Origin of the sequence: Pedobacter ginsengisoli, from assembly GCF_030244015.1 — a bacterium.
GTDB lineage: Bacteria > Bacteroidota > Bacteroidia > Sphingobacteriales > Sphingobacteriaceae > Pedobacter > Pedobacter ginsengisoli.
The window spans coordinates 696,859-722,371 of the sequence record NZ_JASSYX010000004.1 but is presented as its reverse complement, the minus strand read 5'-3'; the positions used below and the strand labels follow the sequence as shown (position 1 = coordinate 722,371).

The 25,513-nt window shown below is 42.4% G+C and carries 24 protein-coding genes; 21 read left to right on the top strand and 3 right to left on the bottom strand.

All coding sequences use genetic code 11. The features are described from left to right. Window positions 1–10: 10 nt before the first annotated feature. The 6 genes from QEP08_RS20445 to QEP08_RS20420 are packed head-to-tail and all read left to right on the top strand — an operon-like array spanning window position 11 to window position 6,868. Window positions 11–1,135 (top strand): hybrid sensor histidine kinase/response regulator, encoded by a 1,125-nt coding sequence (locus QEP08_RS20445; RefSeq protein ID WP_285060607.1) that lies wholly within the window; start codon window positions 11–13, stop codon window positions 1,133–1,135. 7 nt (window positions 1,136–1,142) lie between these two features. Beyond that, window positions 1,143–4,727, top strand: coding sequence for a response regulator (locus QEP08_RS20440; protein ID WP_285060606.1), 3,585 nt, complete (start codon window positions 1,143–1,145; stop codon window positions 4,725–4,727). Window positions 4,728–4,730: 3 nt separating this feature from the next. Next, window positions 4,731–5,096 carry a response regulator gene (locus tag QEP08_RS20435; protein ID WP_285060604.1) on the top strand — a complete coding sequence of 122 codons (366 nt, stop codon included), beginning with the start codon at window positions 4,731–4,733 and terminating at the stop codon, window positions 5,094–5,096. Continuing rightward, window positions 5,096–5,923 carry a CheR family methyltransferase gene (locus QEP08_RS20430; protein ID WP_285060602.1) on the top strand — a complete coding sequence of 276 codons (828 nt, stop codon included), beginning with the start codon at window positions 5,096–5,098 and terminating at the stop codon, window positions 5,921–5,923. The genes QEP08_RS20435 and QEP08_RS20430 overlap by 1 nt, the downstream gene beginning before the upstream one ends. Next, the gene (locus QEP08_RS20425) at window positions 5,923–6,507 is read left to right on the top strand and encodes a chemotaxis protein CheB (protein WP_285060600.1); all 585 of its coding nucleotides are present in this window, start codon (window positions 5,923–5,925) and stop codon (window positions 6,505–6,507) included. Before QEP08_RS20430 ends, QEP08_RS20425 begins: the two co-directional genes overlap by 1 nt. Further along, on the top strand, window positions 6,500–6,868 hold the full coding sequence (locus QEP08_RS20420; protein WP_285060598.1) for a response regulator: 369 nt from the start codon (window positions 6,500–6,502) through the stop codon (window positions 6,866–6,868). Before QEP08_RS20425 ends, QEP08_RS20420 begins: the two co-directional genes overlap by 8 nt. A gap of 2 nt (window positions 6,869–6,870) precedes the next feature. Here the strand turns inward: QEP08_RS20420 and QEP08_RS20415 are convergent, their stop codons facing one another. Then, complete coding sequence (locus QEP08_RS20415) at window positions 6,871–8,547, bottom strand: DUF8614 domain-containing protein (protein WP_285060597.1); 1,677 nt, start codon at window positions 8,545–8,547, stop codon at window positions 6,871–6,873. A 117-nt stretch (window positions 8,548–8,664) separates the two neighbouring features. On the opposite strand from QEP08_RS20415, the gene QEP08_RS20410 reads away from it, so the two are divergent. Continuing rightward, window positions 8,665–9,498, top strand: coding sequence for an N-acetylmuramoyl-L-alanine amidase (locus QEP08_RS20410; protein WP_285060596.1), 834 nt, complete (start codon window positions 8,665–8,667; stop codon window positions 9,496–9,498). Window position 9,499: 1 nt separating this feature from the next. Here the strand turns inward: QEP08_RS20410 and QEP08_RS20405 are convergent, their stop codons facing one another. Then, entirely contained in the window at window positions 9,500–11,161 is a 1,662-nt protein-coding gene (locus QEP08_RS20405) for a glutamine--tRNA ligase/YqeY domain fusion protein (protein ID WP_285060594.1), read from the bottom strand. Between the two features lie 78 nt (window positions 11,162–11,239). On the opposite strand from QEP08_RS20405, the gene QEP08_RS20400 reads away from it, so the two are divergent. The 9 genes from QEP08_RS20400 (at window position 11,240) to QEP08_RS20360 (ending at window position 19,302) form a co-directional block, all read left to right on the top strand. Further along, on the top strand, window positions 11,240–11,659 hold the full coding sequence (locus tag QEP08_RS20400; RefSeq protein ID WP_285060593.1) for a cobalamin B12-binding domain-containing protein: 420 nt from the start codon (window positions 11,240–11,242) through the stop codon (window positions 11,657–11,659). 3 nt (window positions 11,660–11,662) lie between these two features. Then, on the top strand, window positions 11,663–12,445 hold the full coding sequence (locus QEP08_RS20395; RefSeq protein ID WP_285060591.1) for an enoyl-CoA hydratase/isomerase family protein: 783 nt from the start codon (window positions 11,663–11,665) through the stop codon (window positions 12,443–12,445). 143 nt (window positions 12,446–12,588) lie between these two features. After that, complete coding sequence (locus QEP08_RS20390) at window positions 12,589–13,989, top strand: sigma-54-dependent transcriptional regulator (RefSeq protein WP_285060590.1); 1,401 nt, start codon at window positions 12,589–12,591, stop codon at window positions 13,987–13,989. 1 nt (window position 13,990) lies between these two features. Next, window positions 13,991–15,622: a sensor histidine kinase gene (locus QEP08_RS20385; RefSeq protein ID WP_285060588.1), complete on the top strand. Its 1,632-nt coding sequence runs from the start codon at window positions 13,991–13,993 to the stop codon at window positions 15,620–15,622. A 12-nt stretch (window positions 15,623–15,634) separates the two neighbouring features. Further along, a complete protein-coding gene (locus QEP08_RS20380; protein WP_285060587.1) occupies window positions 15,635–17,092 on the top strand; it encodes a hybrid sensor histidine kinase/response regulator in 1,458 nt (485 codons plus the stop codon). Between the two features lie 11 nt (window positions 17,093–17,103). Then, entirely contained in the window at window positions 17,104–18,156 is a 1,053-nt protein-coding gene (locus tag QEP08_RS20375; protein ID WP_285060585.1) for an AI-2E family transporter, read from the top strand. A gap of 48 nt (window positions 18,157–18,204) precedes the next feature. Further along, window positions 18,205–18,474 carry a YtxH domain-containing protein gene (locus tag QEP08_RS20370; RefSeq protein ID WP_285060584.1) on the top strand — a complete coding sequence of 90 codons (270 nt, stop codon included), beginning with the start codon at window positions 18,205–18,207 and terminating at the stop codon, window positions 18,472–18,474. Window positions 18,475–18,494: 20 nt separating this feature from the next. Then, the gene (locus QEP08_RS20365; protein WP_285060583.1) at window positions 18,495–18,872 is read left to right on the top strand and encodes a phage holin family protein; all 378 of its coding nucleotides are present in this window, start codon (window positions 18,495–18,497) and stop codon (window positions 18,870–18,872) included. After that, entirely contained in the window at window positions 18,850–19,302 is a 453-nt protein-coding gene (locus tag QEP08_RS20360) for a hypothetical protein (RefSeq protein ID WP_285060581.1), read from the top strand. The genes QEP08_RS20365 and QEP08_RS20360 overlap by 23 nt, the downstream gene beginning before the upstream one ends. 51 nt (window positions 19,303–19,353) lie before the next feature. Here QEP08_RS20360 and aspS read toward each other — a convergent pair whose 3' ends face one another. Further along, entirely contained in the window at window positions 19,354–21,099 is a 1,746-nt protein-coding gene (gene aspS / locus QEP08_RS20355) for an aspartate--tRNA ligase (protein WP_285060580.1), read from the bottom strand. A gap of 143 nt (window positions 21,100–21,242) precedes the next feature. Here aspS and QEP08_RS20350 point away from each other — a divergent pair, with 143 nt between their 5' ends. The 5 genes from QEP08_RS20350 to QEP08_RS20330 all read left to right on the top strand — a co-directional run bounded on the left by QEP08_RS20350 (window position 21,243) and on the right by QEP08_RS20330 (window position 25,479). Beyond that, the gene (locus tag QEP08_RS20350) at window positions 21,243–21,794 is read left to right on the top strand and encodes an RNA polymerase sigma factor (protein WP_285060579.1); all 552 of its coding nucleotides are present in this window, start codon (window positions 21,243–21,245) and stop codon (window positions 21,792–21,794) included. After that, window positions 21,791–22,318: a hypothetical protein gene (locus tag QEP08_RS20345; RefSeq protein ID WP_285060578.1), complete on the top strand. Its 528-nt coding sequence runs from the start codon at window positions 21,791–21,793 to the stop codon at window positions 22,316–22,318. The genes QEP08_RS20350 and QEP08_RS20345 overlap by 4 nt, the downstream gene beginning before the upstream one ends. Next, entirely contained in the window at window positions 22,315–23,544 is a 1,230-nt protein-coding gene (locus QEP08_RS20340; RefSeq protein WP_285060577.1) for a hypothetical protein, read from the top strand. Before QEP08_RS20345 ends, QEP08_RS20340 begins: the two co-directional genes overlap by 4 nt. A gap of 85 nt (window positions 23,545–23,629) precedes the next feature. Further along, window positions 23,630–24,418: a TerC family protein gene (locus QEP08_RS20335; RefSeq protein ID WP_285060575.1), complete on the top strand. Its 789-nt coding sequence runs from the start codon at window positions 23,630–23,632 to the stop codon at window positions 24,416–24,418. 5 nt (window positions 24,419–24,423) lie between these two features. Beyond that, window positions 24,424–25,479, top strand: a complete 1,056-nt coding sequence (locus QEP08_RS20330; protein WP_285060573.1) for a nucleoid-associated protein — start codon at window positions 24,424–24,426, stop codon at window positions 25,477–25,479. Window positions 25,480–25,513: the final 34 nt, after the last annotated feature.

The window sequence follows — 25,513 nt, the reverse complement described above, 5'->3', positions numbered from 1 at the left end:
ATCCTGAATAATGATACTAATTGTAGATGATACTCCGGAGAACCTGATTTCACTGAAAAGGGTCCTGGAAAGACACAATTTTGAGGTAGATACAGCATCGTCGGGGGAAGAGGCACTAAAAAAGGTTCTAAAAAATGAGTATGTCCTGATTATTCTTGATGTGCAGATGCCGGGCATGGATGGTTTTGAGGTAGCCGAGGCCATCTCGGGCTACAGCAGGGCAAAGGAAACAGCAATTATTTTTCTTTCCGCTGTGAATAAAGAACTTAAGTTTATTACCCGGGGATATTCATCCGGTGGACTGGATTACATTACCAAGCCTGTTGATATGGACATCTTGCTGCTCAAGGTAAAGACATTTTACAGAATCAATGAACAGAGCAGGAAATTAATCGAGATTCAAAAAGCTTTATTGGATGAAATCGAATTCAGGAAGCGGGCAGAGCGAAAAAAGGATGAGTTTATCAGCATTGCAAGCCATGAATTGAAGACCCCGCTGACCAGTGTGAAGGGGTATATGCAGCTGCTGGGAAGAAGTATAGATAAAGGGGACATTGAAAAGGTAAAGGACCATCTGACAAAGGCACAGGTCCAGCTGGAAAAACTGAACGAGCTGATCGCTGATCTGCTGGATATTTCCAAGATCGAGAGCGGAAAACTCAAATTTAATAAGAAACATTTTGTGATGGATGTCCTGCTGGATAATGTGACTGACATTATCCGTCAGTCTAATCCTGAGTTTAACATCGTAAGAAAGGGTAAGGCTGAACAGGAAATCTATGCGGACGAAATGCGTATTGAGCAAGTTATCATCAATTTTCTGACCAATGCCATCAAATATTCCCCTGGGACGCATGAAATCCAGATCAACGTGAACATTAAAGATGATAAGATCTATCTTGGTGTGCGTGATTTTGGAATAGGAATAGGTCCTGAACAGCAAAAGCATGTTTTTGATAAATTCTATCGTGTCGAGGAAACCTCAATTCATTTTCAGGGACTGGGCATCGGCCTGTACATTTCTGCGGAAATCGTGAGAAGGCATGGCGGACAGATTGGTGTCAGGAGTATTGCAGGTGAAGGATCAGAATTTTATTTTATCATACCGGTAAACTCCGGAGAAGAAGCAGATTAAACGGCTTATGGAAAAAGCATCATTAAAAAACAACCTTCGTATTGGACTGGGATTGTCATTGTTGATTTTGTTCGTCTCGTCCCTAGCGTCTTTCACGAGCATCAGAAACTTGATAAAGAGTGCTGAGCTGGTTTCGCACAGCAATGAGGTCATGACGAATCTGGATGCTGTAGTTTCTGCGCTTAAAGATGCAGAAACGGGTCAGAGGGGCTACCTGCTGACTGGTGACCGTGAGTTCCTCGAACCTTTCAACGGCGCAAAGGAAGCGGCTCTTGATCTGTTGACCAGAATTGGTGTGTCTACAAGCAATGATGCGTTTCAACAGCAAAATGTGAAACGGCTAAGAGAAGTTATTGTAAGCAGGCTTTCCATTATAGAACGGACTATTGAGGCAAAGGATAAAGGTGAAACAATTACTGTTTTGGAACTTATCAACGGCAAGAAATACATGGATGCCGCCCGTTCATTAATAAGAACCATGCAGGAGGAAGAGAAAAGATTGCTGGACAGCAGGACAGGTGAACTGAATAAACTGGCCGGATATACTCCAATATTAATCCTCGTGGCCGCCGTCCTTGCGGTGCTCATTACCTTGTTCTTCTATATAAGGGTTTCCAAAGATTTTAGTGAAAGAATGAAGCTTCAGGAGGAGCTGAAGGTCAAGAATGAAGAAATTGACAACCGGATTGAGGCGATACAGGGCATAGCCGCCCAAATTTCCAGCGGAAATTATCAGCTGAGGATGGATGAGGACATTAAAGACGGGTTGGGCAGTCTGGCACTTTCTCTTAATGCTATGGCTGAATCACTCCAGCATTCTTTTTCTCTTCTGGCCGATAAGGAATGGCTGCAAACAGGTATAGCAAGCCTTAATGATAAGATGGTAGGTGAAAAAAGCGTAGAATCCCTTGCTAATGATATTCTGGAAAATATTGTAGAACGTACACAAAGTGTGGTCGCGGCTTTTTATATCCTCGGAGAGGATAAGATGATGCACCTGGAAGGCAGTTACGCTCTGGATCCGGGCCAGAAGAAAAAGGCGATTAAACCCGGTGAAGGAATAGCAGGTGAAGTCATTAAATCCAGAAAACAAATCCTGATTAACGACATACCGGAAGGTGAAATGACCGTAAGCTATGCAATGGGCAACACCCGGCCACGCAATATAGTGGTGGTACCGATAATGAGGCACACCCAGATCATTGGAATAATGGAATTCGGCTCGTTAAACAGCTATACTCCGCTGCAGCTGGAGCTCCTGAATAGTATATCACACAACATCGGGATTGCAATACATGTAGCGCAAAATCGTAAAAGGTTGCAGGAGCTTCTTGAAGAGACTCAGGCGCAGGCGGAAGAGCTGCAGGCGCAGCACAGTGAACTTGAAGGTTTGAATGCTGAGCTTGAAGTACAGACCCAGAGAATCCAGACATCAGAGGAGGAATTAAGGGTGCAGCAGGAGGAACTGTTGCAGAGTAACCAGGAACTGGAAGAGCGGACAAGTTTGCTGGAGGAAAAAAATCAGTTGATACAGGAAAGAAACCTGGATATTCAGCAGAAAGCAGAGCAGCTGGAACAGAGTACAAAATATAAATCGGAGTTTTTGGCGAATATGTCACATGAGCTCCGAACTCCGCTGAATTCTATTTTGTTATTGTCCAGGCTGATGTCGGAGAACAAGGAACTGGATCCCGAGTATATAGAATATGCTGAGGTGATCCAGAGTTCCGGTCAGGGTCTTTTGGGGCTGATTGATGAGATCCTTGACCTTTCCAAAATAGAAGCCGGAAAAATGAAGCTGGAGTTTGCAGCTGTGAATATCACAGAGATCACAACTGATATGCGCTCGCTGTTTAACCCTTTGGCCAAAAATAAAGATTTGGAACTGATCATTGACGTTGAGGAAGGAATTGAGAACATCAATACGGATAAAATGCGTCTGGAACAGATCCTGAAAAACTTGCTTTCAAATGCAATTAAATTTACAGAGAAGGGAAAAGTGTCGCTGACAGTGAAGAAGTTAAATCCTGATCTGATCTCTTTTAAAGTTACTGATACGGGCATAGGGATTTCTGAAGATAAGCAAGGGCTGATATTTGAGGCCTTTCAGCAGGCGGACGGATCTACCCGGCGTAAGTTTGGTGGAACAGGGCTGGGCTTATCGATTAGCAGAGAGCTCGCCAAACTGCTGGGTGGAGAAATCGAGCTGACCAGCAGAGAGCATGTGGGTAGCGAATTTACGCTATTGATGCGGGTTGACGGTGAAGCCGTTTCGGACAATACCGCTGATCAGCCTGCCGAAGCTGCTGAACCAGTGTTTGAGAAACCGGAAGAGCCGGATGCTGAGCGGTTCACGGTGGAACATATACCGCAGGAGATCGAAGACGACCGCAGCCTCATTAAGGCTGGCGACAAGTGTATCCTGATCGTCGAAGACGATACGGCTTTTGCAAAGATCTTGCTGGATTTCACCAGAAAGCGGGGCTATAAAGGAATTGTGGCGGTAAGAGGTGATGTTGGTCTGGAACTGGCCAATAAATATAAGCCTTTGGCCGTTCTGCTGGACATACAGCTGCCAGTAAAGGATGGATGGCAGGTCATGGATGAATTAAAATCAAATCCGGAAACCAGGCCCATTCCTGTCCATATTATGTCTTCTCTGGAAGTTAAGAAGGAAAGCCTTTTGAAGGGGGCGGTGGATTTTATCAATAAGCCGGTTGCACTGGAACAAATGCAGGAGATCTTTCAGAAGCTGGAGCATGCACTGAGCAGGCATCCTAAGAAGGTCCTGATCGTAGAGGAAAATAAACAGCACGCACAGGCTTTAAGCTATTTTTTAAGTAACCACCGCATTACTACTGAGGTTGTAAATAATGTAAATCAGAGCATTGGTGCATTGCATAAGAAAGAAGTGGATTGTGTAATTCTGGATATGGGTATCCCCGATAAAAATGCATATGATACGCTGGAGGCGATTAAAAAAGCGGACGGACTGGAAAATCTTCCAATAATTATCTTCACCGGAAAGAATCTTTCAAAAGGAGAGGAGGGCAGGATCAAACAGTACGCAGATTCTATCGTGGTAAAAACCGCCCACTCGTACCAGAGAATATTGGACGAAGCAGGGCTCTTTCTGCATCTGGTAGAAGAAAAAGCAGACAATGGTCATAAAAGGCCTGCTTTGGAGAAATTGGGCGGGCTATATGAAGTGCTGAAAAATAAAACAGTATTGATCGCCGATGATGATGTAAGGAATATATTTTCACTGACCAAGGCGCTGGAACAGCATAAAATGAAAGTTTTGGCGGCTACCGATGGTAAAGAGGCACTTCAGGTCTTAAAAGAAAATCCTCTTGTGGACATTGTGCTGATGGACATGATGATGCCGGAAATGGACGGTTATGAAAGTACAAAAGAGATCAGGAAAATTCCAGCATACAAACAATTGCCGATTTTGGCTGTTACTGCCAAAGCTATGATGGGAGACAGAGATAAATGTATTGCTGCAGGAGCGTCTGATTACATCTCTAAACCAGTAGATATTGATCAGCTGATCTCATTATTGCGTGTTTGGCTTTACGATAAAGTTTAAAATATGGCAAGCAAGGTTTTAATAATAGACGACGACAATAGAAATATATTTGCGTTAAAGGCTGTGCTGAAGGCAAAAGGGTACCAGTGTCTGTCTGCTGCCGGAGCTGAAGAAGGAATTGACCTGCTCAGCGAAGATAAGAACATCGCTGTGGTATTGATGGATATGATGATGCCGGGAATGGATGGTTATCAGGCCATTGCAAAAATGAGTGAAAACCCTGAACTGAAGGACATCCCGGTTATTGCTGTTACTGCTCAGGCGATGCTGGGTGATAAGGAGCGCTGTATCAGTGCGGGTGCGGTCGGATATGTTTCAAAGCCGATAAATGTAGACGAACTGACGAGATTACTAACGGAATATATCTGATGCTTTTGGAAACTTTTTTGATAAGCGATGAACAGGTTGAGGTTTTACTTTCAGATCTTTTGGAACAATACGGGTATGATTTTACAGGATATTCAAGGGCTTCTCTCAAGCGCAGGATCACACGGTTGTACACTATGGACAAGGCGGTTAGTTTTGGTGAGTTCAGGTATAAGGTAAACAATGACAACGCTTATTTTAAAAGGTTTGTAGAGCAGATAACGGTAAACGTAACGGAGATGTTCAGAGACCCGGCTTTCTTCAAAAGGCTTAGAGAGGAGGTTCTTCCTATGCTGGGAACCTATCCATTCATCAGAATATGGCTCGCCGGATGTTCTACAGGAGAAGAAGCTTATTCGATTTCCATCATATTGAAGGAACTGAACCTATTACACAAATCATTGATTTACGCAACGGACCTCAACCCTGCTGTGTTGGAAAGGGCTGCTCAAAGTATGTTTGGATTAAGTAATATGAAGCAGTATTCTGAAAATTATATTTTATCTGGAGGAACTAATGATTTTTCAAGTTATTATTCTGCAAATTACTCGCTGGCAAAATTCAACGAGGAGCTAAAAAGTAAGATCATTTTTTCCGCTCATAATCTGGTTTCTGATCATTCTTTTAATGAATTTCAACTGATTTTGTGTAGAAACGTATTGATTTACTTTGACCGGGATCTCCAGCATAAGGTATTAACCCTTTTTGATGACAGTCTGGAAGAACTGGGGTATTTGGCGTTGGGTACCAAAGAAACAATCAATTTTTCTCAGGTGGCTAAAAAATACAAACGGCTGGATGCGGAGAAGATCTGGCGAAAAATGGGATAATGGAAAGATGCGAGGCATTTATAATCGGAGGCTCTGCCGGAAGCCTGGAGGTACTTTTAAAGGTATTGCCCGTTATTGATGCTGCAATAAAGTTTCCAATTGTTATTGTTATTCACCGCAAGCACGGGACAGATTCGTTGCTCCCGGATCTCTTGTCAGGCCGTACCGGCCTTCAGGTCAAAGAGACAGATGAAAAAGAAGAATTGAAAGCGGGCTTTATCTATATTGCTCCTTCAGACTATCACTTGCTTATCGAGCGGGATCATACATTTTCTTTGGATTATTCTGAAAAGATCAATTATTCCAGACCTTCGATTGATGTTACTTTTCAGACAGCAGCCGAAGTTTATAAAGACAAATTGGCCTGCCTGTTATTGTCAGGATCAAATTCTGATGGGGTAAAAGGATTGAAAAATGTTAAAGAATGGGGTGGAATGGCGGTAATTCAAGACCCGAGAACAGCACAGGTAGCCTATATGCCCGCTCAGGCGCAACTGAATGTTCAAATTGATAGGGTGCTTAAGCCGGAAGATATGGGAGAATTTATAAATTTGCTGTCTAACCGCAAACCGCAAAATGAATAGGAACAAAAAAGTCTTTGTTTTTGATGACAATGCCGATATTTTAGATTTATGCACCATAATTCTTGAAGATGCAGGGTATGACATTAAGACTTCATCTACTTCCAACAACATTGTAGATCAGGTGATGGCCTATACTCCAGACATTATTTTTATGGATAACTGGTTGCCGGACGTGGGTGGAATTGATGCTACGAGAGCACTCAAAAGACACGGCACGTTAAAAAATATACCTGTTATTTATTTTTCGGCAAACAATGATGTGGAGTCTTTAGCACAGCAGGCAGGCGCAGACGGCTTTTTATCTAAGCCCTTTGATATCCAGGAACTGGAAAATATCATCAGCAAGCACCTGCGGACATAACCTTATTTTACACCTAAAACATCAGCGCCCTGTTCGAATACGATATCAACAGGAATTCCCTTTTTTGTAAGTCTGTCCAGATCGCCCTGAAGTTCAGTGGGAATAACAGCTTTTTCTTTTTGGATCTTTTCAACGGCGGCTTTATCGCCGTTGCCCTGTAAAGTGATAATCAGGCTGCTCAGTTTATTCATTGACTCTTCAAATTTAACGAAGTCTACTTTATAGGTGCCATTTGCACTTCTAATGAAAGCGCCGTTTTCTTTGAAGAAGTTAAAGCACTGCATGTTTGCCTTGCCATGTGCGCTGGATGCGCCAAAACGGACGGAACGCAGGATGCCTGCCATGTAAGTGGCATAGTATTGTTTAATGTCTCCTTCAAGTTCGCCCTTTTTTAGCAATCCGGTGACCATATAAAGGCCCAGTACATCGGCTTTTCCTTCTTCTAGCCAGGAATACTGTTCCTGTAAAGCTTCTTTGACAAAGCCTTTGCCTGTGACAGTTTTTTTAATACCAAGTCCATGAGCAACTTCATGAAACATCACATTAGCAAAAAAAGCATCAAAACTGATGTATTGCTGCTGCTCCCTGTCGATGAGTTCTTTTGCAATTGGAATCAGGATTTTGTCGAATTTGGCTTTCATTGCATTTTTCAGTTGCGAACGCCGTGTTCCTTTCTTTTGCTGAATGACTTCGTCATTTGGCAGGTTTACGGCGATAGTTTTTGATCCGGCATTGCAGTCGCCCGCATAATAGACGACATCATATGCGTTCAGTTCAGAATCTGTACCCGGCGTTTCTTTTTTATACTTTGCCGCTACCGGCAGGCCTTGCTGTAAAGCGGGAAGCATTTTAACATACTTTGCAAGGCGTTTGCTCCAGATTTTATCTTTTACCAGGACGTAGGCTTCAAATGACGCCCTTGCATTAAACAATTTGTCTTCGTAGTTCTCTATGGGGCCTATAATAATGTCCAGGCCGTTGGTTTTCATGTCCAGCCAGGCATAATCGCTGGCAGTATAGTTGTCCGTTGTGAGCGCATCGGCACGAAGGTTCAGGTACTTTTTAAAGCCTTCATCTTCTGCGAGCAGCGCTGCTTGTTTTAATAGAGATGATGCCTTTTGCAATTCCGTTGCATATAGTGCTGAATAAGGGACAGAGGTCAGCCGGCCCTTACCGTCACTCATAATCACGGAATACTGGCCATACTTATCTTTTACTTTTGATTTGTCAAGTGCGGATTTGGTCATGTTTACCGGATAAAATGTGCCCGCATCTGGTTTAGGCCCAATGCCGGCAACAAAAGGCTTATCTCCATTGAGCCTGTCCCAGGGGCCATAATTGATCCAGATAAAAGATTTTGTTTTCTCATCTTTTATTGTGGACAGCAGGCTGTCGCGCTGCGGATAAGCCTGCTTCCAAAAAAGCTCATCCATAATTTGCGCAGCCTGGATAAGCAGGGGCAGTATTTTGCGCTCGCTGACCGTAAGACTGTTCAGGTCGGTTGTAAGCTTAACTTTTTCATAAATGGCCAGTCTGCTGTCGACGTATTTTTGGAGACTATCGGATGCGGCGGCTTTATGCGCTGTATTGTTTTCTTTCGTGGCATTGTTGCAGGAGATAATTCCTGCGGCGATCGAAAGTCCTGCAAGGAAAACAGCAGCCTTGTTTATGTATTTCATGTGGAAGCTAGTTTTGTAAGTCAATAAATGGTTATTACAACGGCTTGTTGATACAAGCTCAATTCAATTGCGGCTAAAATAGTAAAAAATAGTAATTTCACATCTTAAACACATATTATGAAATCTCAAAATAAAACAAAGGGGACGGAACTGTTAATGATTTTAGCAATTTTATTGGCCTCGTGTTCAACAAATAAGTATGCAGCAAGCGAAAAGGTGTATAAAAAGCAGGCAAAAGGATTCGCAAATATCATTAAGACGACTCCGCCGCTAAATCAGGAAATAACAACTGTTGACCTTAAGGAACAAGCATGGGTAGGATCTGTAAATTTTGGCATACGCAAACCAAATTTTGTGATTCTGCACCATACTGCACAAAATTCTTCCGATCAGACCCTAAAGACTTTCACCATTACCAGAACACAGGTTAGCGCTCATTATGTGATTGGCCGGGATGGTAAAATATTCCAGATGGTCAACGATTATCTTAGGGCACAGCATGCGGGAGTTGGGAAATGGGGTAATGATACAGACCTGAATTCCTCATCAATAGGAATAGAAATTGACAATAATGGAGATGAGCCCTATCCAGAGGCGCAGATTAAAAGCTTGCTGGAAGTACTGGCCGCTGTTAAGAAAAGATACAATATTCCTGTTGCTAACTTTATCGGACACGCAGATATTGCGCCGACCAGAAAGCCGGATCCGAATAAGTTTCCCTGGAAGGTATTGGCAAAAAAGGGTTTTGGATTTTGGTATGATGACGTGCTTTTAATGCCTCCTGCAGATTTTGATACTACGGCTGCATTAAGAATTATTGGGTATGACGTTAAGAATCTGTCCGCGGCGATTACGGCATTTAAACGTCATTTTGTTCAAACAGATATCAGCCCAATGCTAACTCCGGCAGATAAACTGATCTTGTTTAACTTGTATAAAAAGTATATGTAAGTTACTTATTTGTTTTTGCCCAGGCGTCTTTTAAGGAAACAGTACGGTTAAATATCAGATGTTCCGGTGAGGAATCTTTATCAAGACAATAGTAACCTTTTCGTATGAACTGATATTTCGAATCCCTGTTGGCATCGGTCAGATAAGGTTCAATATAGGCTTGTTTTATTACGGTGATACTGTCCGGGTTAAGGTAGTCCTTGAAGTCCCCGTCTTCGCTGTCAGGGGACTCTGCTGTAAACAGCCGGTCATACATTCTGACCTCCGCATGTTTAGCGTGTTTGCTGCTTACCCAATGAATAGTTCCTTTGACATTGATGCCGCTTGTGTCTTCTCCACTTTTTGATTCAGGAACATAGCTGCATCTCAATTCGGTAATATTACCTTCTGCGTCTTTAACGAAAGAGTCGCATTTTACGATGTAGGCGTGCTTTAACCTGACCAGAGCACCCGGGGCCAGTCTAAACCATTTCTTTGCAGGCTCTTCCATAAAGTCTTCGCGTTCTATCCAAAGTTCATTGCTGAATGGAATTTCCCTTGATCCGCCTTTATCTTCTGCTTCAGGATTGTTTTCTCCAATAAGTATTTCCTCTTTTCCCTCAGGGTAGTTGGTTATGATTAGTTTTATCGGATCTAATACGGCCATTACTCTGGTTGCAGTTTTGTTGAGATGCTCGCGGACACAAAATTCCAGGAGGCTCAGCTCGATCAGGTTTTCCCTTTTGGCAATTCCTATCCTTTCGCAAAACTCACGAATGCTTTCGGGGGTATAGCCTCTTCGTCTTAGTCCGCTAATGGTAGGCATTCGGGGATCATCCCATCCGCTTACAACCCCTTCGTTGACGAGTTGAAGGAGCTTACGCTTGCTCATTACTGTATAGGATACATTTAAACGGGCAAATTCATATTGTTTGGACGGAAAGATCTCTAATTTCTCGATTAACCAATCGTAAAGTTCACGGTGGGGTACATATTCGAGCGTACAGATAGAATGTGTGATGGTCTCAATGCTGTCGCTTTGACCATGGGCGAAGTCATACATCGGGTATATGCACCATTTGTCCCCGGTCCGGTGATGGGCTGCATGCTTGATCCGGTAGATGACAGGGTCACGCATGATCATGTTAGGGCTCGCCATATCTATCAGGGCGCGCAAAGTGCATGCGCCGTCGGGGAACTCTCCAGCTTTCATACGACCGAACAGATCTAAATTTTCTTCTATGCTGCGACTTCTGTAAGGACTGTTCTTGCCGGCCTCTGTTGGTGTGCCTTTCAACTCTGCAATCTCTTCGGCTGTACTATGGTCAACATAGGCCAGGCCTTTTTTTATTAAGGTAACGGCGTAATCGTAAAGGGTATCGAAGTAATCAGAGGTATAAAGTTCATTTTTCCACTGGAATCCAAGCCATTTGATGTCGTGTTGCTGACTGTCTACATATTCTGTTTTCTCTGTCACCGGATTGGTATCGTCGAATCGCAGGTTGGTGTAGCCTCCGTATTTCTGAGTAAGTCCGAAATTGAGACATATGGCTTTTGCGTGGCCTATATGCAAATATCCGTTGGGTTCCGGTGGAAAACGCGTGATCAGGGTTTCGTATTTTCCGCTGCTTAAATCGTTTTCAATGATCTCTTCTATAAAGTTCAATGATCTTTCCTCACTCATAAAAACTGTAATTTTAGGGTCAAAGTTAACATAAAACGGCTAATTTCATTACATTTACCCAGCACTATCGTATAAATTATGAGCAGTACATTAGACAGGCCGATACGGGTTTTGGTGGCGAAAGTAGGATTAGACGGGCACGATAGGGGAGCCAAGGTGATCGCCACATCGTTAAGAGATGCGGGCATGGAGGTAATCTATACCGGGCTCCGGCAAACACCGGAAATGGTGGTTAATACCGCATTGCAGGAGGACGTGGATGCCATAGGCATATCGATTCTGTCAGGCGCGCACATGACAGTTTTTCCCAGGATCATCGAAGTAATGAAAGAAAAGAATCTGGGTAATGTCCTGCTAACTGGTGGAGGTATCATTCCTGAAGGGGATATCGTTAAACTAAAGGCAATGGGTGTTGGCGAATTGTTTGCGCCAGGAACTACCATGGTAGCTATTGTAAGTTATATAAAGGGCTGGGTAGCCGAGAACAGAAAATTTTAGCGAATGGAATACGCACATATTTTATCCCGCATACAGGATCAGATCCTCTACGTGACCATTAACAGGGAGCATAAACTAAATGCTTTAAATAAAGAAACTCTGGCGGAACTTGCTGATGTAATTGTCCTTGCTTCAAAAAGTGACCAGATAAGAGGGGTGCTTTTGACCGGGGCGGGAGATAAGGCATTTGTTGCGGGAGCAGATATTTCTGAATTTTCGGACTACGATTCCGTGGAAGGGGAAGCCCTGGCAAGAAATGGCCAGAAGATGGTATTTGATGCAATCGAAAATTGCAGTAAACCGGTCATTGCAGCCATAAATGGATTTGCGCTTGGCGGTGGTTTGGAACTGGCACTAGCCTGTCACATACGCATTGCTTCGGAGCATGCAAAAATGGGCTTACCCGAAGTGACGCTCGGTCTTATCCCCGGTTACGGAGGTACCCAAAGGCTAACTAAAATTGTTGGAAAAGGAAAAGCAATAGAGATGATCACCACCGGTGACATGATAACGGCTTTTCAGGCTGAGAAAATCGGACTGGTAAATTATGTGGTCGCAGCCGCTGAACTGATCCAAAAAGCTGAGGAGATCCTTGATAAGATCAGGCAGAGGGCACCCCTTGCTATAGCTGGAGCCATAAAGGCGGTCAATTCTTCCTTGTCGAGTGATGTGAACGGTTTTGAGGTGGAAATCGAAGAGTTTGGTAAATGCTTTAGCACGAGCGACTTTAAAGAAGGGGTGGCGGCATTCCTTGAAAAAAGAAAGCCCTCTTTTTCGGGTAAGTAATTTTTAATTAGCCGGGAGTATTTCCTTACAGACATAAATAAAGCGGGGCATTTTTGAGAAAAGTGTAGAAAATATTGCCCACCATAAAAAAACTAATTATATTTATTTCGTAATACGCTCTAACCCGCTCTAACCCTTGCAATATGAGAAAAATATTAATTGTCGACGATGAAGTTAACATCGGTCTGCTACTGTCAAAATTTTTAGTAAGAAATGCTTTTAGTGTTTCAACTGCAACAAGCGGCGTGGCAGCTATGGATTATTTGGCAAAAGAATCCTATGACCTTGTTTTGTGTGATTATCGCCTGGAAGATACCGATGGAAGGGAGATGCTGATCAAGATAAAAGAGAACTACCCAAGCACTGGTGTAATTATAATAACCGGTTATTCTGATATAAAACTAGCAGTAGAACTGATCAAGCTGGGCGCATATGATTACATTACAAAGCCTCTTTATCCTGATGAGATATTAAATACCATCAATAAGGCAATAGAGACTCAGATCGCCCTTAATACAGACCATTCGGAACAACTGCAGGATACACCGAAACAAAAAACAACAAAACTTACCTATAATCCGGCAGAAAACTTTGTCGTAGGCCAAAGTCAGGCATCTAAAGAGCTTTTAAAGCAGATTCAGCTGGTGGCGCCTACCTCATACAGTGTGATCTTAATGGGGGAAAGTGGTACCGGGAAAGAATCTGTAGCAAAGGCAATCCATTTAAACAGTCCAAGAAAGAACAATCCTTTTGTGGCCATGGACTGCGGCTCTTTGACCAAAGAGCTTGCGGGTAGTGAATTCTTCGGGCACGAAAAGGGCTCATTTACCGGGGCATTATATACCAAGATCGGCCATTTTGAGATGGCAAATGGCGGAACGTTGTTTTTGGATGAGGTGGGGAACCTTTCCTATGAGATTCAGGCAGCATTACTGAGGACCGTTCAGGAACGAAAAATAAAACGGATCGGCAGCACCAAGGAAATTGAGCTGGATGTCCGGATTATTGTTGCAACAAACGAGAACCTGGCAAATGCCATCCAAAAAGGAAGATTCAGAGAAGATCTTTACCATAGGTTTAATGAGTTCTCCATCGATCTGCCTCCTTTAAGTCAGAGAGGGAAGGATATTATGATATTTGCCAATACATTTCTTGACGGCGCCAATCAGGAACTCAACCGGAATGTTCAGGGTTTCTCTGATGAGGTGGAACAATGTTTTTTAACGTATAACTGGCCGGGGAATGTCCGGGAACTTAAGAATGTGGTAAGAAGAGCTACTTTACTTACGGAAACCGAGCTGATACAACTTAAGGCACTCCCGCTTGAAATCTCAACTTACGCAAAAGCATCTGCTATAGAAAACTCAATTGCCAGGGCAGAAAAACCCAGAGACCTAAAAAATGCTGCACTTGAAGCTGAATATGAAACCATCCTGAAAGTTTTAAGGGAGGTTAACTTCAATAAAACAAAGGCCGCGAAGATCCTGAATATCGACCGCAAGACTTTATACAATAAAATGAAGGCGATTAATTTGGATACTTAAAGTGTTAACAGCAACTATTGTCCTCGCCCTGCTTTTTTTAGTAGTGACGTATTGCCTGGCAAGAAATATGGCGGCAGTGCGAAGGATGAAGAATGAAGTGGCCGGGCTGCGGAAACAAAATGAAACACTCTCTGCCAGGGCAGAATTGCTTGGGCTCGCGGAAAGAATTTCTAATTTGGGTACCTGGGAGCTCTTTCCCGGCAGCAAGACGGTAAGGTGGTCGGAAGAACTATATAATATCTACGGTTTTAAAGATAAGTGCATTGAGCTCAGTGCGGAATTGAATGAGCAGGTAATTGCTCCTGAATACCGGGATAAAGTTGCAAAGGAATTGCGGTCTGCCATTTCAAATCAAACCACATTTGCTGTAGAGTATCAGATCATACAGCCGGACGGGACAAGAAGATATGTGCTTGGCCAGGGTTTTTACATCGAAAAGGACGACAAGCTTGTAGGAACAATACAGGATATCACCCAGCAAAAGGATGCTATATTTAAGTTAAAAATAAATGAAACCTTATTACGGGAAGCAGAAATGGTTTCTCATAGCGGTAGCTGGGAATGGGTGGACGGCAAAGAATTTGTACTCTGGTCTGACGAAATGTATAATATCCACGGGTTTCTGCCGCATTCTGTATTTGTTAATTTTGCATTCTATCAGGGGTTAGTCCATGAAGAGGATCTGCATGAATTTTTGAAGAACTTTTTCAAAGCGCGTGAGAATAAAGCCCCATTTAAGATCAATTATAGAATAGTAAGGCCCTCCGGAGAGGTCAGACATGTACTTTCCACCGCTGAGTATAAGAAAATAGGACTGAACAACTTTGCCTATATAGGGAACACGCAGGATGTCACAGAATTAAGAAAGGCACAGGTACAGCTTGAAGAAAAAGTAACAGAACTTAACCGCTCAAACCAGGATCTGGAACAATTTGCCTATGTTGCCTCTCATGACCTGCAGGAACCCTTGAGAAAGATACAGGCCTTTGGGGATAAGCTAAAAGATAAGTATTTGGCGCATTTGCCCCCTGAAGCGCTGGATTATTTAGAGCGGATGCGCAATGCGGCCGAAAGAATGCGCGCCCTGATCAACGATCTTCTTACTTTTTCAAGAGCTACCCGGGATCATAAAAACTTCATCGCCACCGATCTTGCAGAACTGATAAACGGTACGATTAGAGAGCTTGATTTTAGCATTGGCATCAGTCGGGCGGCGATCAGGGTAACCGTTGATCTTGATGCCGATGCCATACCATCTCAATTACAGCAGTTGTTTCAAAACCTGATCGCCAATGCTTTAAAATTTACTGATGCTGAAATACCGCCGGAAATTGAAATAACGGGATATGCTAAATATGGGCATGAACTTTCAATTGCTGAAGCCAGGCCAAATCAGTTATATTCGGTTATAGAAATAAAGGACAATGGAATAGGATTTGAAGAAGAAGAGGCTAAAAAAATATTTGATATTTTTCACCGGCTTCATTCACGTAATGAATATAGTGGAACAGGTATCGGATTGGCGATCTGTAAGAAAATAGTAGAAAACCATTCCGGCTTTATTCTTGCAAACAGTGAACCCGGCAATGGCGCTGTGTTTACTGTTATACTGCCTAAGAGACAGATCAAATGAAATCTAAATAAAATGAAACAGGTTCGGGTCTTATTAATTGATGATGACGAGGATGATTATATTCTCACGAAAGCGGTGTTTGACCGTCTTTCAGACAGGTACTCGCTTTCCTGGGTCAATAGTTATGAAAAGGGGATTAATGCGATTTTAAAACGCCAGCATGATGTTTATCTTGTGGATTACAGGCTTGGGAAAGGGACTGGTATTGATCTTCTTAAAGAGGCGTTGAATTCTGGTTGTGTAAAGCCGATTATTATGCTTACCGGAAAAGGTGACCGGACAATAGACGAACAAGCGATGAATATCGGGGCTGCTGATTATATGGTAAAGGATGAGATTGAGCCAGTCATCATCGAGAGAAGCATTCGCTATTCTATTAAACATGCCGATGGATTAAGGGCATTGCAGGATAGCGAAAGAAAATACAGGGCAATTTTTGAACAGGCAAATGATCCCATTCTTATTTCTGAATATTCAGGAAGGATCCATGACATGAACAGTTGCGGCTTAAGTTTCTTCGGCTATCGTCTTGATGAGTTACAAAAACTTCCTGATGATGTGATTTTTAAAAACCGTACAGACATAGAGAAATTTCGTGATCTGCTCGAGAAAAGCGGATCACTGACAGATTTTGAATGTGAACTGGTATCTAAGGACGGAATTGTATACCATTGCAGCTTATCATCTTTCATACAAACAGACATGATAAGCGTTTCTGAAGTTTACCATACGATAATCAGGGACCTGAGCTATAGAAAACATATTGAAGAAAAATCTGTTAATCTCGGTAAGATGTCCATATCAGAACATATCGCAAAAGGATTGGGAGATGAGATCAGAGATCCGCTGTCAGCAATAAACCTGGCGGTCGACGAGCTGGCGTCCGACCAGGTGCTTGCATACAGCGAGTCCGTCCAGTCTTACCTGGAAATCATTAAAACCAATTGCGACAGGGTAACCAGACTGATGCAAAACTTTATATCCAGCACTGAAACGAAAACACTTAACCTTCAAAGGCACAGCATTAATGAAGTTATTGAAGAGACAATAGCAGAAATGGAAGATCTCATTACCGGTCACAATATTAAGCTGACGAAGCAATTACTGGAATCTGAACATAGGGTACTTCTGGATAAAACCAAGGTGAAATCAGCACTTATAAGCGTAATAAAAAATGCAGTTGAAGCTATGCAGACCTATCCTAAGATCATTCATATTACCAGTACTTCGGATAAAGATATGTTTGAAATAGGGATTGAAGATAATGGTACCGGGGTTATTCAGGAAAATCAGGACAAGATCTTCGAGCCATTTTTCACCACAAAAAAACGGGCGAGTGGTTTGGGCCTGACCCATGCGCAGCGTGTACTGACTACTCACAATGGTAGCATTAAGCTTAAATCCCAGGCAAATGGAAGTTTGTTTCTGATCAGGATACCAATTTACAATGAAGGCGCCCTCTGGCATTAAACCCTGATCATATGTCAATATTTACTTATAAACAGCGGAATCAGATCAATCTGTTAATCATCATTGCCCTGGGCTGCGTCATTGCCTATTCGCTTCAGGGGATTTTTGGATCAATACTTAGTACACTTGTATTGTATACTATACTTAGGCCGGCTTTGATTTACCTGGTCGAGGTAAAATCCTGGAACAAGAGCGTTGCTGCTGTCCTGCTTTTGTTTATTTCAGTAATTGTCATTATTCTTCCTTTTTATGGGCTGAGCAGTATGGCCATTGAAAAAATTGCCGAACTGCAGAACGATCCGGGCTATCTGAAAGACACGCTGTTTAAATTAAAACATTTGCTCCCTGTCAGTGGGGATTTGCAGAATCTGGTAGAAGACGGCATGAGAAAAGCTGGAACATGGGCTACCGGGTTATTTCCTTCATTGATTTCCGGCGCCTTTAATATCGTATTGGGCTTGCTGTTAATGTATTTCCTTTTGTATTTTATGCTGGTGGAACGCGAAAAGTTTGAATCAGCACTTTTAAAGTATGCGCCTTTCAGGGCTCAAAATGCACAGCGGTTTGCGGAGGAAATGAGGAATACAACTTATGCCAATGTTTTAGGTCAGGGTTTTATCGCCTTGGTACAGGGCTCTTTAGTCGGGTTTTGCTTTTACTTTTTGGGATATAAGGACCCGGCATTTTGGGGGCTTATCACAACTTTCATTTCTTTTGTCCCGGTGCTTGGGCCACCTCTTGTTTTTGTACCGGCTGCTTTAATGCAGATTGCCAATGGCAATAATTTTGCGGGTTGGGCAATGTTGATATTTGGATTTGTCGTCATTATTAACATAGACAACGTGCTCAGGTTTATGATCGCCAAGAGAGTTGGCAATATTCACCCGATCATAACAGTAATTGGCGTGGTTATTGGAATACCATTATTTGGAATTTTAGGACTTGTATTTGGCCCGTTATTATTGTCTTATTTCGTATTATTGATTAGAATATATGAAACGAGTGCACTGGCCTCTGAAAGACTGGAAAGAATTAAAACAATTTCAGAGCATGATGAGTTATAATATTAAGTTCCCGAAAATTAAAATTGTTATATATAAAATCAAAGTATCATGAATGATAATTCAAAAGTTTTAGTTGCTTTATTAGCCGGTTTAGCTGCAGGAGCGGCGTTGGGTCTTTTATTTGCCCCTGAAAAAGGAAGCGAAACAAGAGACAAGCTAAGTCAGTCACTAAAGGACCTTGGAGATTCTATTAAGGACAGGGCTGCCGATGAGATCAATAACCTGAGTAATTTGAAAGACAAGGTTGTAAATTCAGTTAAGACTAAACTGCGTCAGACTGAAAACGAATTTGCTGACGATGTGGAAGAACACGCCTAACCTTGCCAAAGCCAGAAACTATGGAGGATAAAGAAAAAGGAATAGAAGACCTCTACGAAGACGCAAAAAATTATCTGGATACCAGGGTCGAATATACCCGGCTATACCTGGTAGAAAAGATCTCAAAGATATTTGCCGATGTGGTAACTAATGCGGCTGTAATCATTTGCTTTATACTGGCCTTTTTATTTGGAACATTTACCCTAGCACTTTACCTTTCTGATCTGTTGGGAAGCTTCACCAGAGGTTTTGGGTGCGTTTCTCTTCTCTATATATTTTTGGCCTTGCTGGTTTACTTCATGAAAGAGAAGTACATAGAGAAGGCAATAATTAACTTTACCATCAGGAATTATTTTAACAAACTGGCCGATAAAGATGAAGAAGAGGAGAAAGTATAACATCAATAATCTGGAAGAACTGCATGCTATGGTTTGCAGTTTAAAAGACGAGCATACCTTGCAGGGAGAGGCTTTGGTTAACGATACCAAAATTTATTTGAAACAATTTACCCTGGGCGGCCTGATCAGGAAATATGCTACTCCTTCCGCATTTCTTAAAGTGGACGAGAAGTTCAATATCAGCAGCACTTTAATGTCATGGGTCTTACCCTTATTCATGAACAGTACTTTGTTTAAAGGCTCAGGAATCCTTACAAAGGCTTTAGTGGGGCTTGCTTCAGGAAAGGTTGGAAAATCGCTTGATGCAGAACATTTATCGGCAATCTTCAATTCTGTTAAGTCATGGTTCGGAGGTTCTAAAAAGAAAAAGGAAGAAAAGGCGGAGGAATATTTTGATTATGGCATTCCGCCGGATAGTGAAACTTATTAATGAAAAAGGGCAGTACAATTGTACTGCCCTTTTTATTTTTCGAAATTAATCTTAAAGTGCTGTTTTTATCTTAAGCTCTGTGAGCTGCTTGTCGTCAATTGTTGAAGGGCTGTCAATCATCACATCTCTGCCGGAGTTGTTTTTAGGGAACGCAATGACATCCCTGATGCTATCTAATCCTGCAAAAATAGAGCATAAACGGTCAAAACCGAAGGCAATACCACCGTGCGGCGGTGCTCCAAATTCAAAGGCATCCATTAAAAATCCAAATTGTTTTTGTGCTTCTTCCGCTGAAAAACCCAGATGTCTGAACATCAGCGCCTGCAGTGTTCTGTCGTGTATACGGATTGAACCACCGCCGATCTCAGTTCCATTTACCACCATATCATAAGCGTTGGCCCTGACTTCTCCGGGTTTGGTATCCAATAAGGCAATATCCTCTGGCTTAGGGGAGGTAAAAGGGTGGTGCATGGCATGATAGCGCTGAGTTTCTTCGTCCCATTCCAGCAACGGAAAATCAAGCACCCAAAGTGCACTAAAAGTATCCTTATCCCGCAACCCAAGCCGTGTACCCATTTCCAGGCGCAGTTCGCTCAATTGCTTACGGACCTTATCTGTCAGGCCGGCCATGATGAGGACAAGGTCTCCCGGTTCAGTATTTAAGGCAGCAGACCATTTTTTCAGTTCGGTTTCGTCATAAAATTTGTCAACAGATGACTTTAAAGAACCGTCCTCTCCATGTCTTAAGTAAATCAGGCCGGTAGCCCCTATCTGCGGACGTTTGATAAAGTCAGTAAGCTCATCTAACTGCTTGCGGGTATATCCGGCGCAGCCTTTGGCATTGATTCCTATAACGAGTTCTGCATTGTCAAATACAGGAAAGTTTTTGCCTTTGACCAGTTCTGTCAGTTCAACGAACTGCATTTCAAAGCGTGTGTCAGGTTTATCTGAGCCATACAGGCGCATGGCGTCAGCATATTGCATCCTCGGCACTTCAGGCAGATCGATTCCTCTGATGTCTTTAAATAAGGTACGTATAAGTCCTTCGAAAGTATTTAATATATCTTCCTGTTCGATAAATGACATCTCGCAGTCGATCTGTGTAAACTCAGGCTGTCTGTCAGCGCGCAGGTCTTCATCCCTAAAGCATTTAACAATTTGGAAATACCTGTCAAAACCCGAAACCATCAGCAACTGCTTAAAAGTTTGAGGGGACTGTGGCAAGGCATAAAATTCACCGGGGTTCATTCTGCTTGGCACTACAAAATCTCTTGCTCCTTCCGGGGTAGACTTGATCAGTACCGGCGTTTCGACCTCAATGAAGTCTAGGCCATCCAGATAGCGTCTGACTGCCTGCGCCATTTTATGTCTCAATATCATGTTGTTACGCACCGGATTTCTCCTCAGATCAAGATAACGGTATTTCATTCTCAGATCATCACCGCCATCGGTTTCGTCATCGATCAGGAAAGGCGGCAGTTTCGCCGCATTCAAAACCTCCAGGGCGTTTATTTTAATTTCAATCTCACCGGTAGGTATTTTTAAATTTTTATTTGAACGCTCAACCACCAGTCCGCTCGCTTTGATGACAAACTCTCTTCCTAAACTACGGGCGGCCTGGCACAGATCGCGATTGTCGTCCATGTTAAAAACCAATTGAGTGATTCCATATCTGTCCCGGATGTCAATAAAAGTCATCCCTCCTAAATCTCTTGATTTCTGTACCCAGCCGCAAAGGATCACATGCTCTCCTAAGTTCTTAATGGTTAAAGCACCGCAAGTAGTTGTTCTTAGCATTATTAATAATATTTGCGGCAAAAATATTGATTTTGAACCATATATTTCAGATCGATGAAATTTTACTTCTTATATTCAAAATATTTTCAATTCAGATGCAACGTTTTGATTCATTGATTGTCCCTTAAAAAGAACAGAAAACATTGGAAGCCGTATATATAGATAAACACCTCGATCTGGTAAATCAATGCAGGGAGGGAAGCCGCACTGCACAATTTGAATTGTACAAATTGTATGTAAAAGCTATGTATAATGTTGCGCTTAGAATTGTTAACCATATCGCAGAGGCGGAGGATGTTTTGCAGGAATCTTTCCTGGATGCCTTCACCAGGATAGAAAATTTTAGGGGAGAAACCACATTTGGATTATGGCTCAAGCAGATTGTGATCAACAAGTCCATCAACCAGCTGAGAAAGCGCAGGGCTGAATTTGTAAATATAGATGATGTGGATATTGCGGAAGAAGAAAAAGATGACACAGCCTGGCAGGACATGAGGGTAAACGAAATAAAGGAAGCCATGGGAGAGCTTCCCGACGGATATAGGGTGGTGCTGACATTGTATTTATTTGAGGGCTATGACCATGAGGAGATCTCACATATCCTTAAAATCTCTGAGAATACTTCGAGGACACAATACATGAGGGCAAAAAAGAAATTGAATGGCTTATTAGAAAAGAAAGGAGCATTGAGATGAGCAAAAAGATCGAAGAGTATGTCAGAGAGCATAGAAAAGCTTTTGATATGGAATCTCCGTCAGATCAGCTGTGGAGTAGAATTGAGAATGAATTAAACAGAGAAAAACTAAAAAAGCCATGGAGGGTGCCGTTCTGGTTAGGTATAGCTGCATCCCTGATCGTGGTAGTGACAGTTACTTTTATATTTACCTATCGTAACCATCGTGGGGGGACAGATATTGCCGAACTGAACCCTTCCTTTGCAAAAAAGGAAATGAAGTTTGCGAGCCTTATTGAAGAAAAAAAAGACAGCCTGCAGGTTTATGCCAAAGAGAATCCGGCGCTGTATGAGGAGTTCAGTGCGGATTTGGAACAATTGGGTGCTGATTACGAGCGCTTAAAAAAAGAGTTGGAGAACAGCCCCAATCAACGGGTTATTGTTAATGCGATGGTCAAGAATTTAAAACTGCAACTGCAGGTGATCAACCAGCAGCTCTATATAATTAATGAAGTGAATCAATGTAAAAAAGAGAATAGCATATGAGGTACATGAAAATAACAGCCATAGGACTGATGCTCCTTGTAAATATTGTACAAGCCAGCCCGGTTTTAAATCCGGCAGGCATTTCAAGAATCATCAATGAAGGAGACGATGATCCAATGCGGTCCAGGACCTTCACTAAAACATTTACAGCTGATAACTCTGATAAAGTTGTGCTGGGCAATCAATATGGATCAATTGTTATCAAGATCTGGGACAGAAAAGAAGTAAAAGCGGATATTGACATCAAAGCTTACAGTAACGATGAGGCGGGAGCTCAAAAATTGCTGGACGGAGTAACGATTGAAGCCGGGAAATCAGGTGACCAGATCATATTTAAAACAAAACTGGAAGAACAGGGCAATTGGGGGAGAGGAAGCCGTCTTGGCAGAAAGTGGCGCAGGGAGGTTAAAATAAATTATGTGGTGTACATGCCGGCATCAAATGCGCTGACTATGTCGCAGAATTATGGCAATATTGCAATGGGTGATCTGACGGGCCCTTTGTATGCAAAGGTCCAATACGGAAACTTCGTTGCGCAAAACCTTGCGAATTCCAATAATTACATTTCTGTCCAGTACGGCAATACCAATATACAAAGCGTGAATAAAGCCGTTGTTAAACAACAATACGGTTCGGGTCTGACAATCGGCACAGCCGGGGCGCTGGACATCAACGCGCAATATGCTGCGGTAAATGTAAGTACCATCAAGGGCGATGCGGTAGTCAAACAGCAATACGGCTCTGGCCTTACTATAGGCACAGTTCAGGATCTTGACCTCAATGTTCAGTATTGTAATGTAAACATCAATTCCATAAAGGGAGATGCTAAAATTGATCAGCAATATAACAATCTGACGATAGGTTCGGTAGGCAAGCTGGACTTGAAAACTCAGTATACAAGCACCTCTGTAGGGACTTTAAGAGGCGATGGAAGGTTTAATATGCAATATAACAAACTAAATATTGATGAAGTAACAACCGGATGTAAAGCGCTGTCTGTCGATGGGGATTACCTCAATATCTTTGCTGGATTCAATTCAGACTATAGTGCTGACCTTGAAGTTCAGACCAGTTACGCGGCTTTCAAATATGGAGACCGTGTGTCTGCAAACCAGATCGGCAATAAAGATGATTCCAATAGTAAACATTATACGGGCAAAATAGGCAAAGGCGCCGGAGCCATTGTGAAGATTAAATCAGACTATGGTTCTGTAACGATAAAATAGTTTTTATAAACCAAACACATCCAAAGCTTGTTGATATGAAATCAGCAAGCTTTTTTTATATCTTAGCCCCATTATAATTGACTACATGGAATTTTTAAGCAGCCCGGAGGCTTGGATCTCACTTTTGACCCTGACAGTTTTGGAGATTGTCCTGGGAATAGACAACATCATCTTTATTTCCATTTTATCGGGTAAGCTGCCTGCTCATCAGCAGAAAAAAGGAAGGCAGCTGGGCCTGGCCCTGGCTATGATTACCCGCGTACTGCTGTTGCTGTCACTGACCTGGGTAATGACACTGACCAGCCCCTTGTTCAGCATCGGCTCCTTGATGAATGTGACTAATCCAGAGTGGATACATAAACTTGAGATTTCCGGACGTGACCTCATTTTGATTGTGGGCGGCTTATTCCTGATCTATAAAAGTACCCATGAGATCCACGATAAGCTGGAAAGCGTGGACGAGCAGGGGACAAATACTAAGGTTCATTCCTTTACCGGTGTGATCATACAGATCCTGCTGCTGGACATTGTATTTTCCCTTGATTCCGTAATTACAGCCGTAGGCATGGCGGATCATGTTGAGATCATGATCGCAGCGGTAGTTATCGCCGTAGTGATTATGATGTTCTCTGCCAGCGGTATCAGCAATTTTGTAAACAAGCACCCGACCGTAAAAATGCTTGCCTTATCCTTTCTTTTGCTCATCGGTGTTTCTCTGCTTGCAGAAGGATTCGAGCAGCACATCCCGAAAGGATATATCTATTTTGCCATGGCGTTTTCAATACTGGTTGAAATGCTCAACCTGAAAATGAGCAAAAATGCAAAAAAACCGGTATCACTTAGAAATTCGCCCCGCGAAGAACAAAACAAATAAGCTAAATGATTTCTTTTTACGAAGCTTCCCTGTCCGAACTTTCCATCCACAGGATTGGAAACAAATCGGAGGATGAATTTTATGTGCTTTCAGCGCAATCTGTGAGCATTCAGGACCAAACCCTTAGCAGTTTACTGCAGCGGTATTTTTTAGGATCTTTTGAAAAGGTTAATGAGATATACCGGTTTTTCCATCCCAACGCAGACTTAAATCTCAATGAAGTTTACCACTTTGCGGCCGCTATTTTTGAAGACGGCACCCAGTTTCATGAAAATAGTAAAGAGCTGGCAAAATACCTGTATGAAGTATCCGGACATCCTAAAATAAAGCCGGGAGAACTTTACCTGGCCTATTTTGAGAATGTACAGATTGAAGGAGAACTGCATGACGCCATTGGCATCTTTAAATCTGAAACCAAAGAATCTTTTTTAAAGGTGAGCCCGGAGAACGATGGTTTTGGCTTAAGTTATGAACAAGAGGCCATCAACATCAGCAAACTCGATAAAGGTTGCCTGATCTTCAATACCGACAAGGAAGAAGGGTTCAGGGTGGCCGTAATAGATCAAACCAACCGCAGTGCAGAAGCTGTTTACTGGAAAGATGAATTTCTGAAACTGAAGATCAGGAACGACAATTTTAACCAGACCAATAATGTCCTGGGTGTTTATAAAAATTTTGTAACAGAAAAGCTGGATCAGGACTTTGAGATCTCCAAAGCAGATAAGATCGATCTGCTAAATAAGTCAATGAAGTATTTTAAAGAAAAAGAAAGCTTTGACCTCGATGAATTTTCAAACGAAGTGATTGGAAACGCGGAAGGCATAGCGTCTTTTAAGAGCTATAAGAAGAGTTATGAAGAAGAGTTCGACGCCCCAATTCCAGATAGCTTTGACATTTCCGGTGCTGCGGTAAAGAAGCAGGCCCGGGTCTATAAAAGTGTGCTCAAACTAGATAAGAATTTTCATATCTATATCCATGGAGACAAGGAACTCATAGAGAAGGGCTTTGATGATGATAAGTCGATGAGCTATTATAAGGTCTATTTTAGAGAAGAAGAGTAATTTTTGTGTGGTGGCTTACGCTTAATTCGGAATA

What these genes read in the sequence shown, in the direction of transcription:
- QEP08_RS20445 (WP_285060607.1), top strand. Translation starts at nt 11, where the DNA reads ATGATACTAATTGTAGATGATACTCCGGAGAACCTGATTTCACTGAAA.
- QEP08_RS20440 (WP_285060606.1), top strand. Translation starts at nt 1,143, where the DNA reads ATGGAAAAAGCATCATTAAAAAACAACCTTCGTATTGGACTGGGATTG.
- QEP08_RS20435 (WP_285060604.1), top strand. Translation starts at nt 4,731, where the DNA reads ATGGCAAGCAAGGTTTTAATAATAGACGACGACAATAGAAATATATTT.
- QEP08_RS20430 (WP_285060602.1), top strand. Translation starts at nt 5,096, where the DNA reads ATGCTTTTGGAAACTTTTTTGATAAGCGATGAACAGGTTGAGGTTTTA.
- QEP08_RS20425 (WP_285060600.1), top strand. Translation starts at nt 5,923, where the DNA reads ATGGAAAGATGCGAGGCATTTATAATCGGAGGCTCTGCCGGAAGCCTG.
- QEP08_RS20420 (WP_285060598.1), top strand. Translation starts at nt 6,500, where the DNA reads ATGAATAGGAACAAAAAAGTCTTTGTTTTTGATGACAATGCCGATATT.
- QEP08_RS20415 (WP_285060597.1), bottom strand. Translation starts at nt 8,547, where the DNA reads ATGAAATACATAAACAAGGCTGCTGTTTTCCTTGCAGGACTTTCGATC.
- QEP08_RS20410 (WP_285060596.1), top strand. Translation starts at nt 8,665, where the DNA reads ATGAAATCTCAAAATAAAACAAAGGGGACGGAACTGTTAATGATTTTA.
- QEP08_RS20405 (WP_285060594.1), bottom strand. Translation starts at nt 11,161, where the DNA reads ATGAGTGAGGAAAGATCATTGAACTTTATAGAAGAGATCATTGAAAAC.
- QEP08_RS20400 (WP_285060593.1), top strand. Translation starts at nt 11,240, where the DNA reads ATGAGCAGTACATTAGACAGGCCGATACGGGTTTTGGTGGCGAAAGTA.
- QEP08_RS20395 (WP_285060591.1), top strand. Translation starts at nt 11,663, where the DNA reads ATGGAATACGCACATATTTTATCCCGCATACAGGATCAGATCCTCTAC.
- QEP08_RS20390 (WP_285060590.1), top strand. Translation starts at nt 12,589, where the DNA reads ATGAGAAAAATATTAATTGTCGACGATGAAGTTAACATCGGTCTGCTA.
- QEP08_RS20380 (WP_285060587.1), top strand. Translation starts at nt 15,635, where the DNA reads ATGAAACAGGTTCGGGTCTTATTAATTGATGATGACGAGGATGATTAT.
- QEP08_RS20375 (WP_285060585.1), top strand. Translation starts at nt 17,104, where the DNA reads ATGTCAATATTTACTTATAAACAGCGGAATCAGATCAATCTGTTAATC.
- QEP08_RS20370 (WP_285060584.1), top strand. Translation starts at nt 18,205, where the DNA reads ATGAATGATAATTCAAAAGTTTTAGTTGCTTTATTAGCCGGTTTAGCT.
- QEP08_RS20365 (WP_285060583.1), top strand. Translation starts at nt 18,495, where the DNA reads ATGGAGGATAAAGAAAAAGGAATAGAAGACCTCTACGAAGACGCAAAA.
- QEP08_RS20360 (WP_285060581.1), top strand. Translation starts at nt 18,850, where the DNA reads ATGAAGAAGAGGAGAAAGTATAACATCAATAATCTGGAAGAACTGCAT.
- aspS (WP_285060580.1), bottom strand. Translation starts at nt 21,099, where the DNA reads ATGCTAAGAACAACTACTTGCGGTGCTTTAACCATTAAGAACTTAGGA.
- QEP08_RS20345 (WP_285060578.1), top strand. Translation starts at nt 21,791, where the DNA reads ATGAGCAAAAAGATCGAAGAGTATGTCAGAGAGCATAGAAAAGCTTTT.
- QEP08_RS20340 (WP_285060577.1), top strand. Translation starts at nt 22,315, where the DNA reads ATGAGGTACATGAAAATAACAGCCATAGGACTGATGCTCCTTGTAAAT.
- QEP08_RS20335 (WP_285060575.1), top strand. Translation starts at nt 23,630, where the DNA reads ATGGAATTTTTAAGCAGCCCGGAGGCTTGGATCTCACTTTTGACCCTG.
- QEP08_RS20330 (WP_285060573.1), top strand. Translation starts at nt 24,424, where the DNA reads ATGATTTCTTTTTACGAAGCTTCCCTGTCCGAACTTTCCATCCACAGG.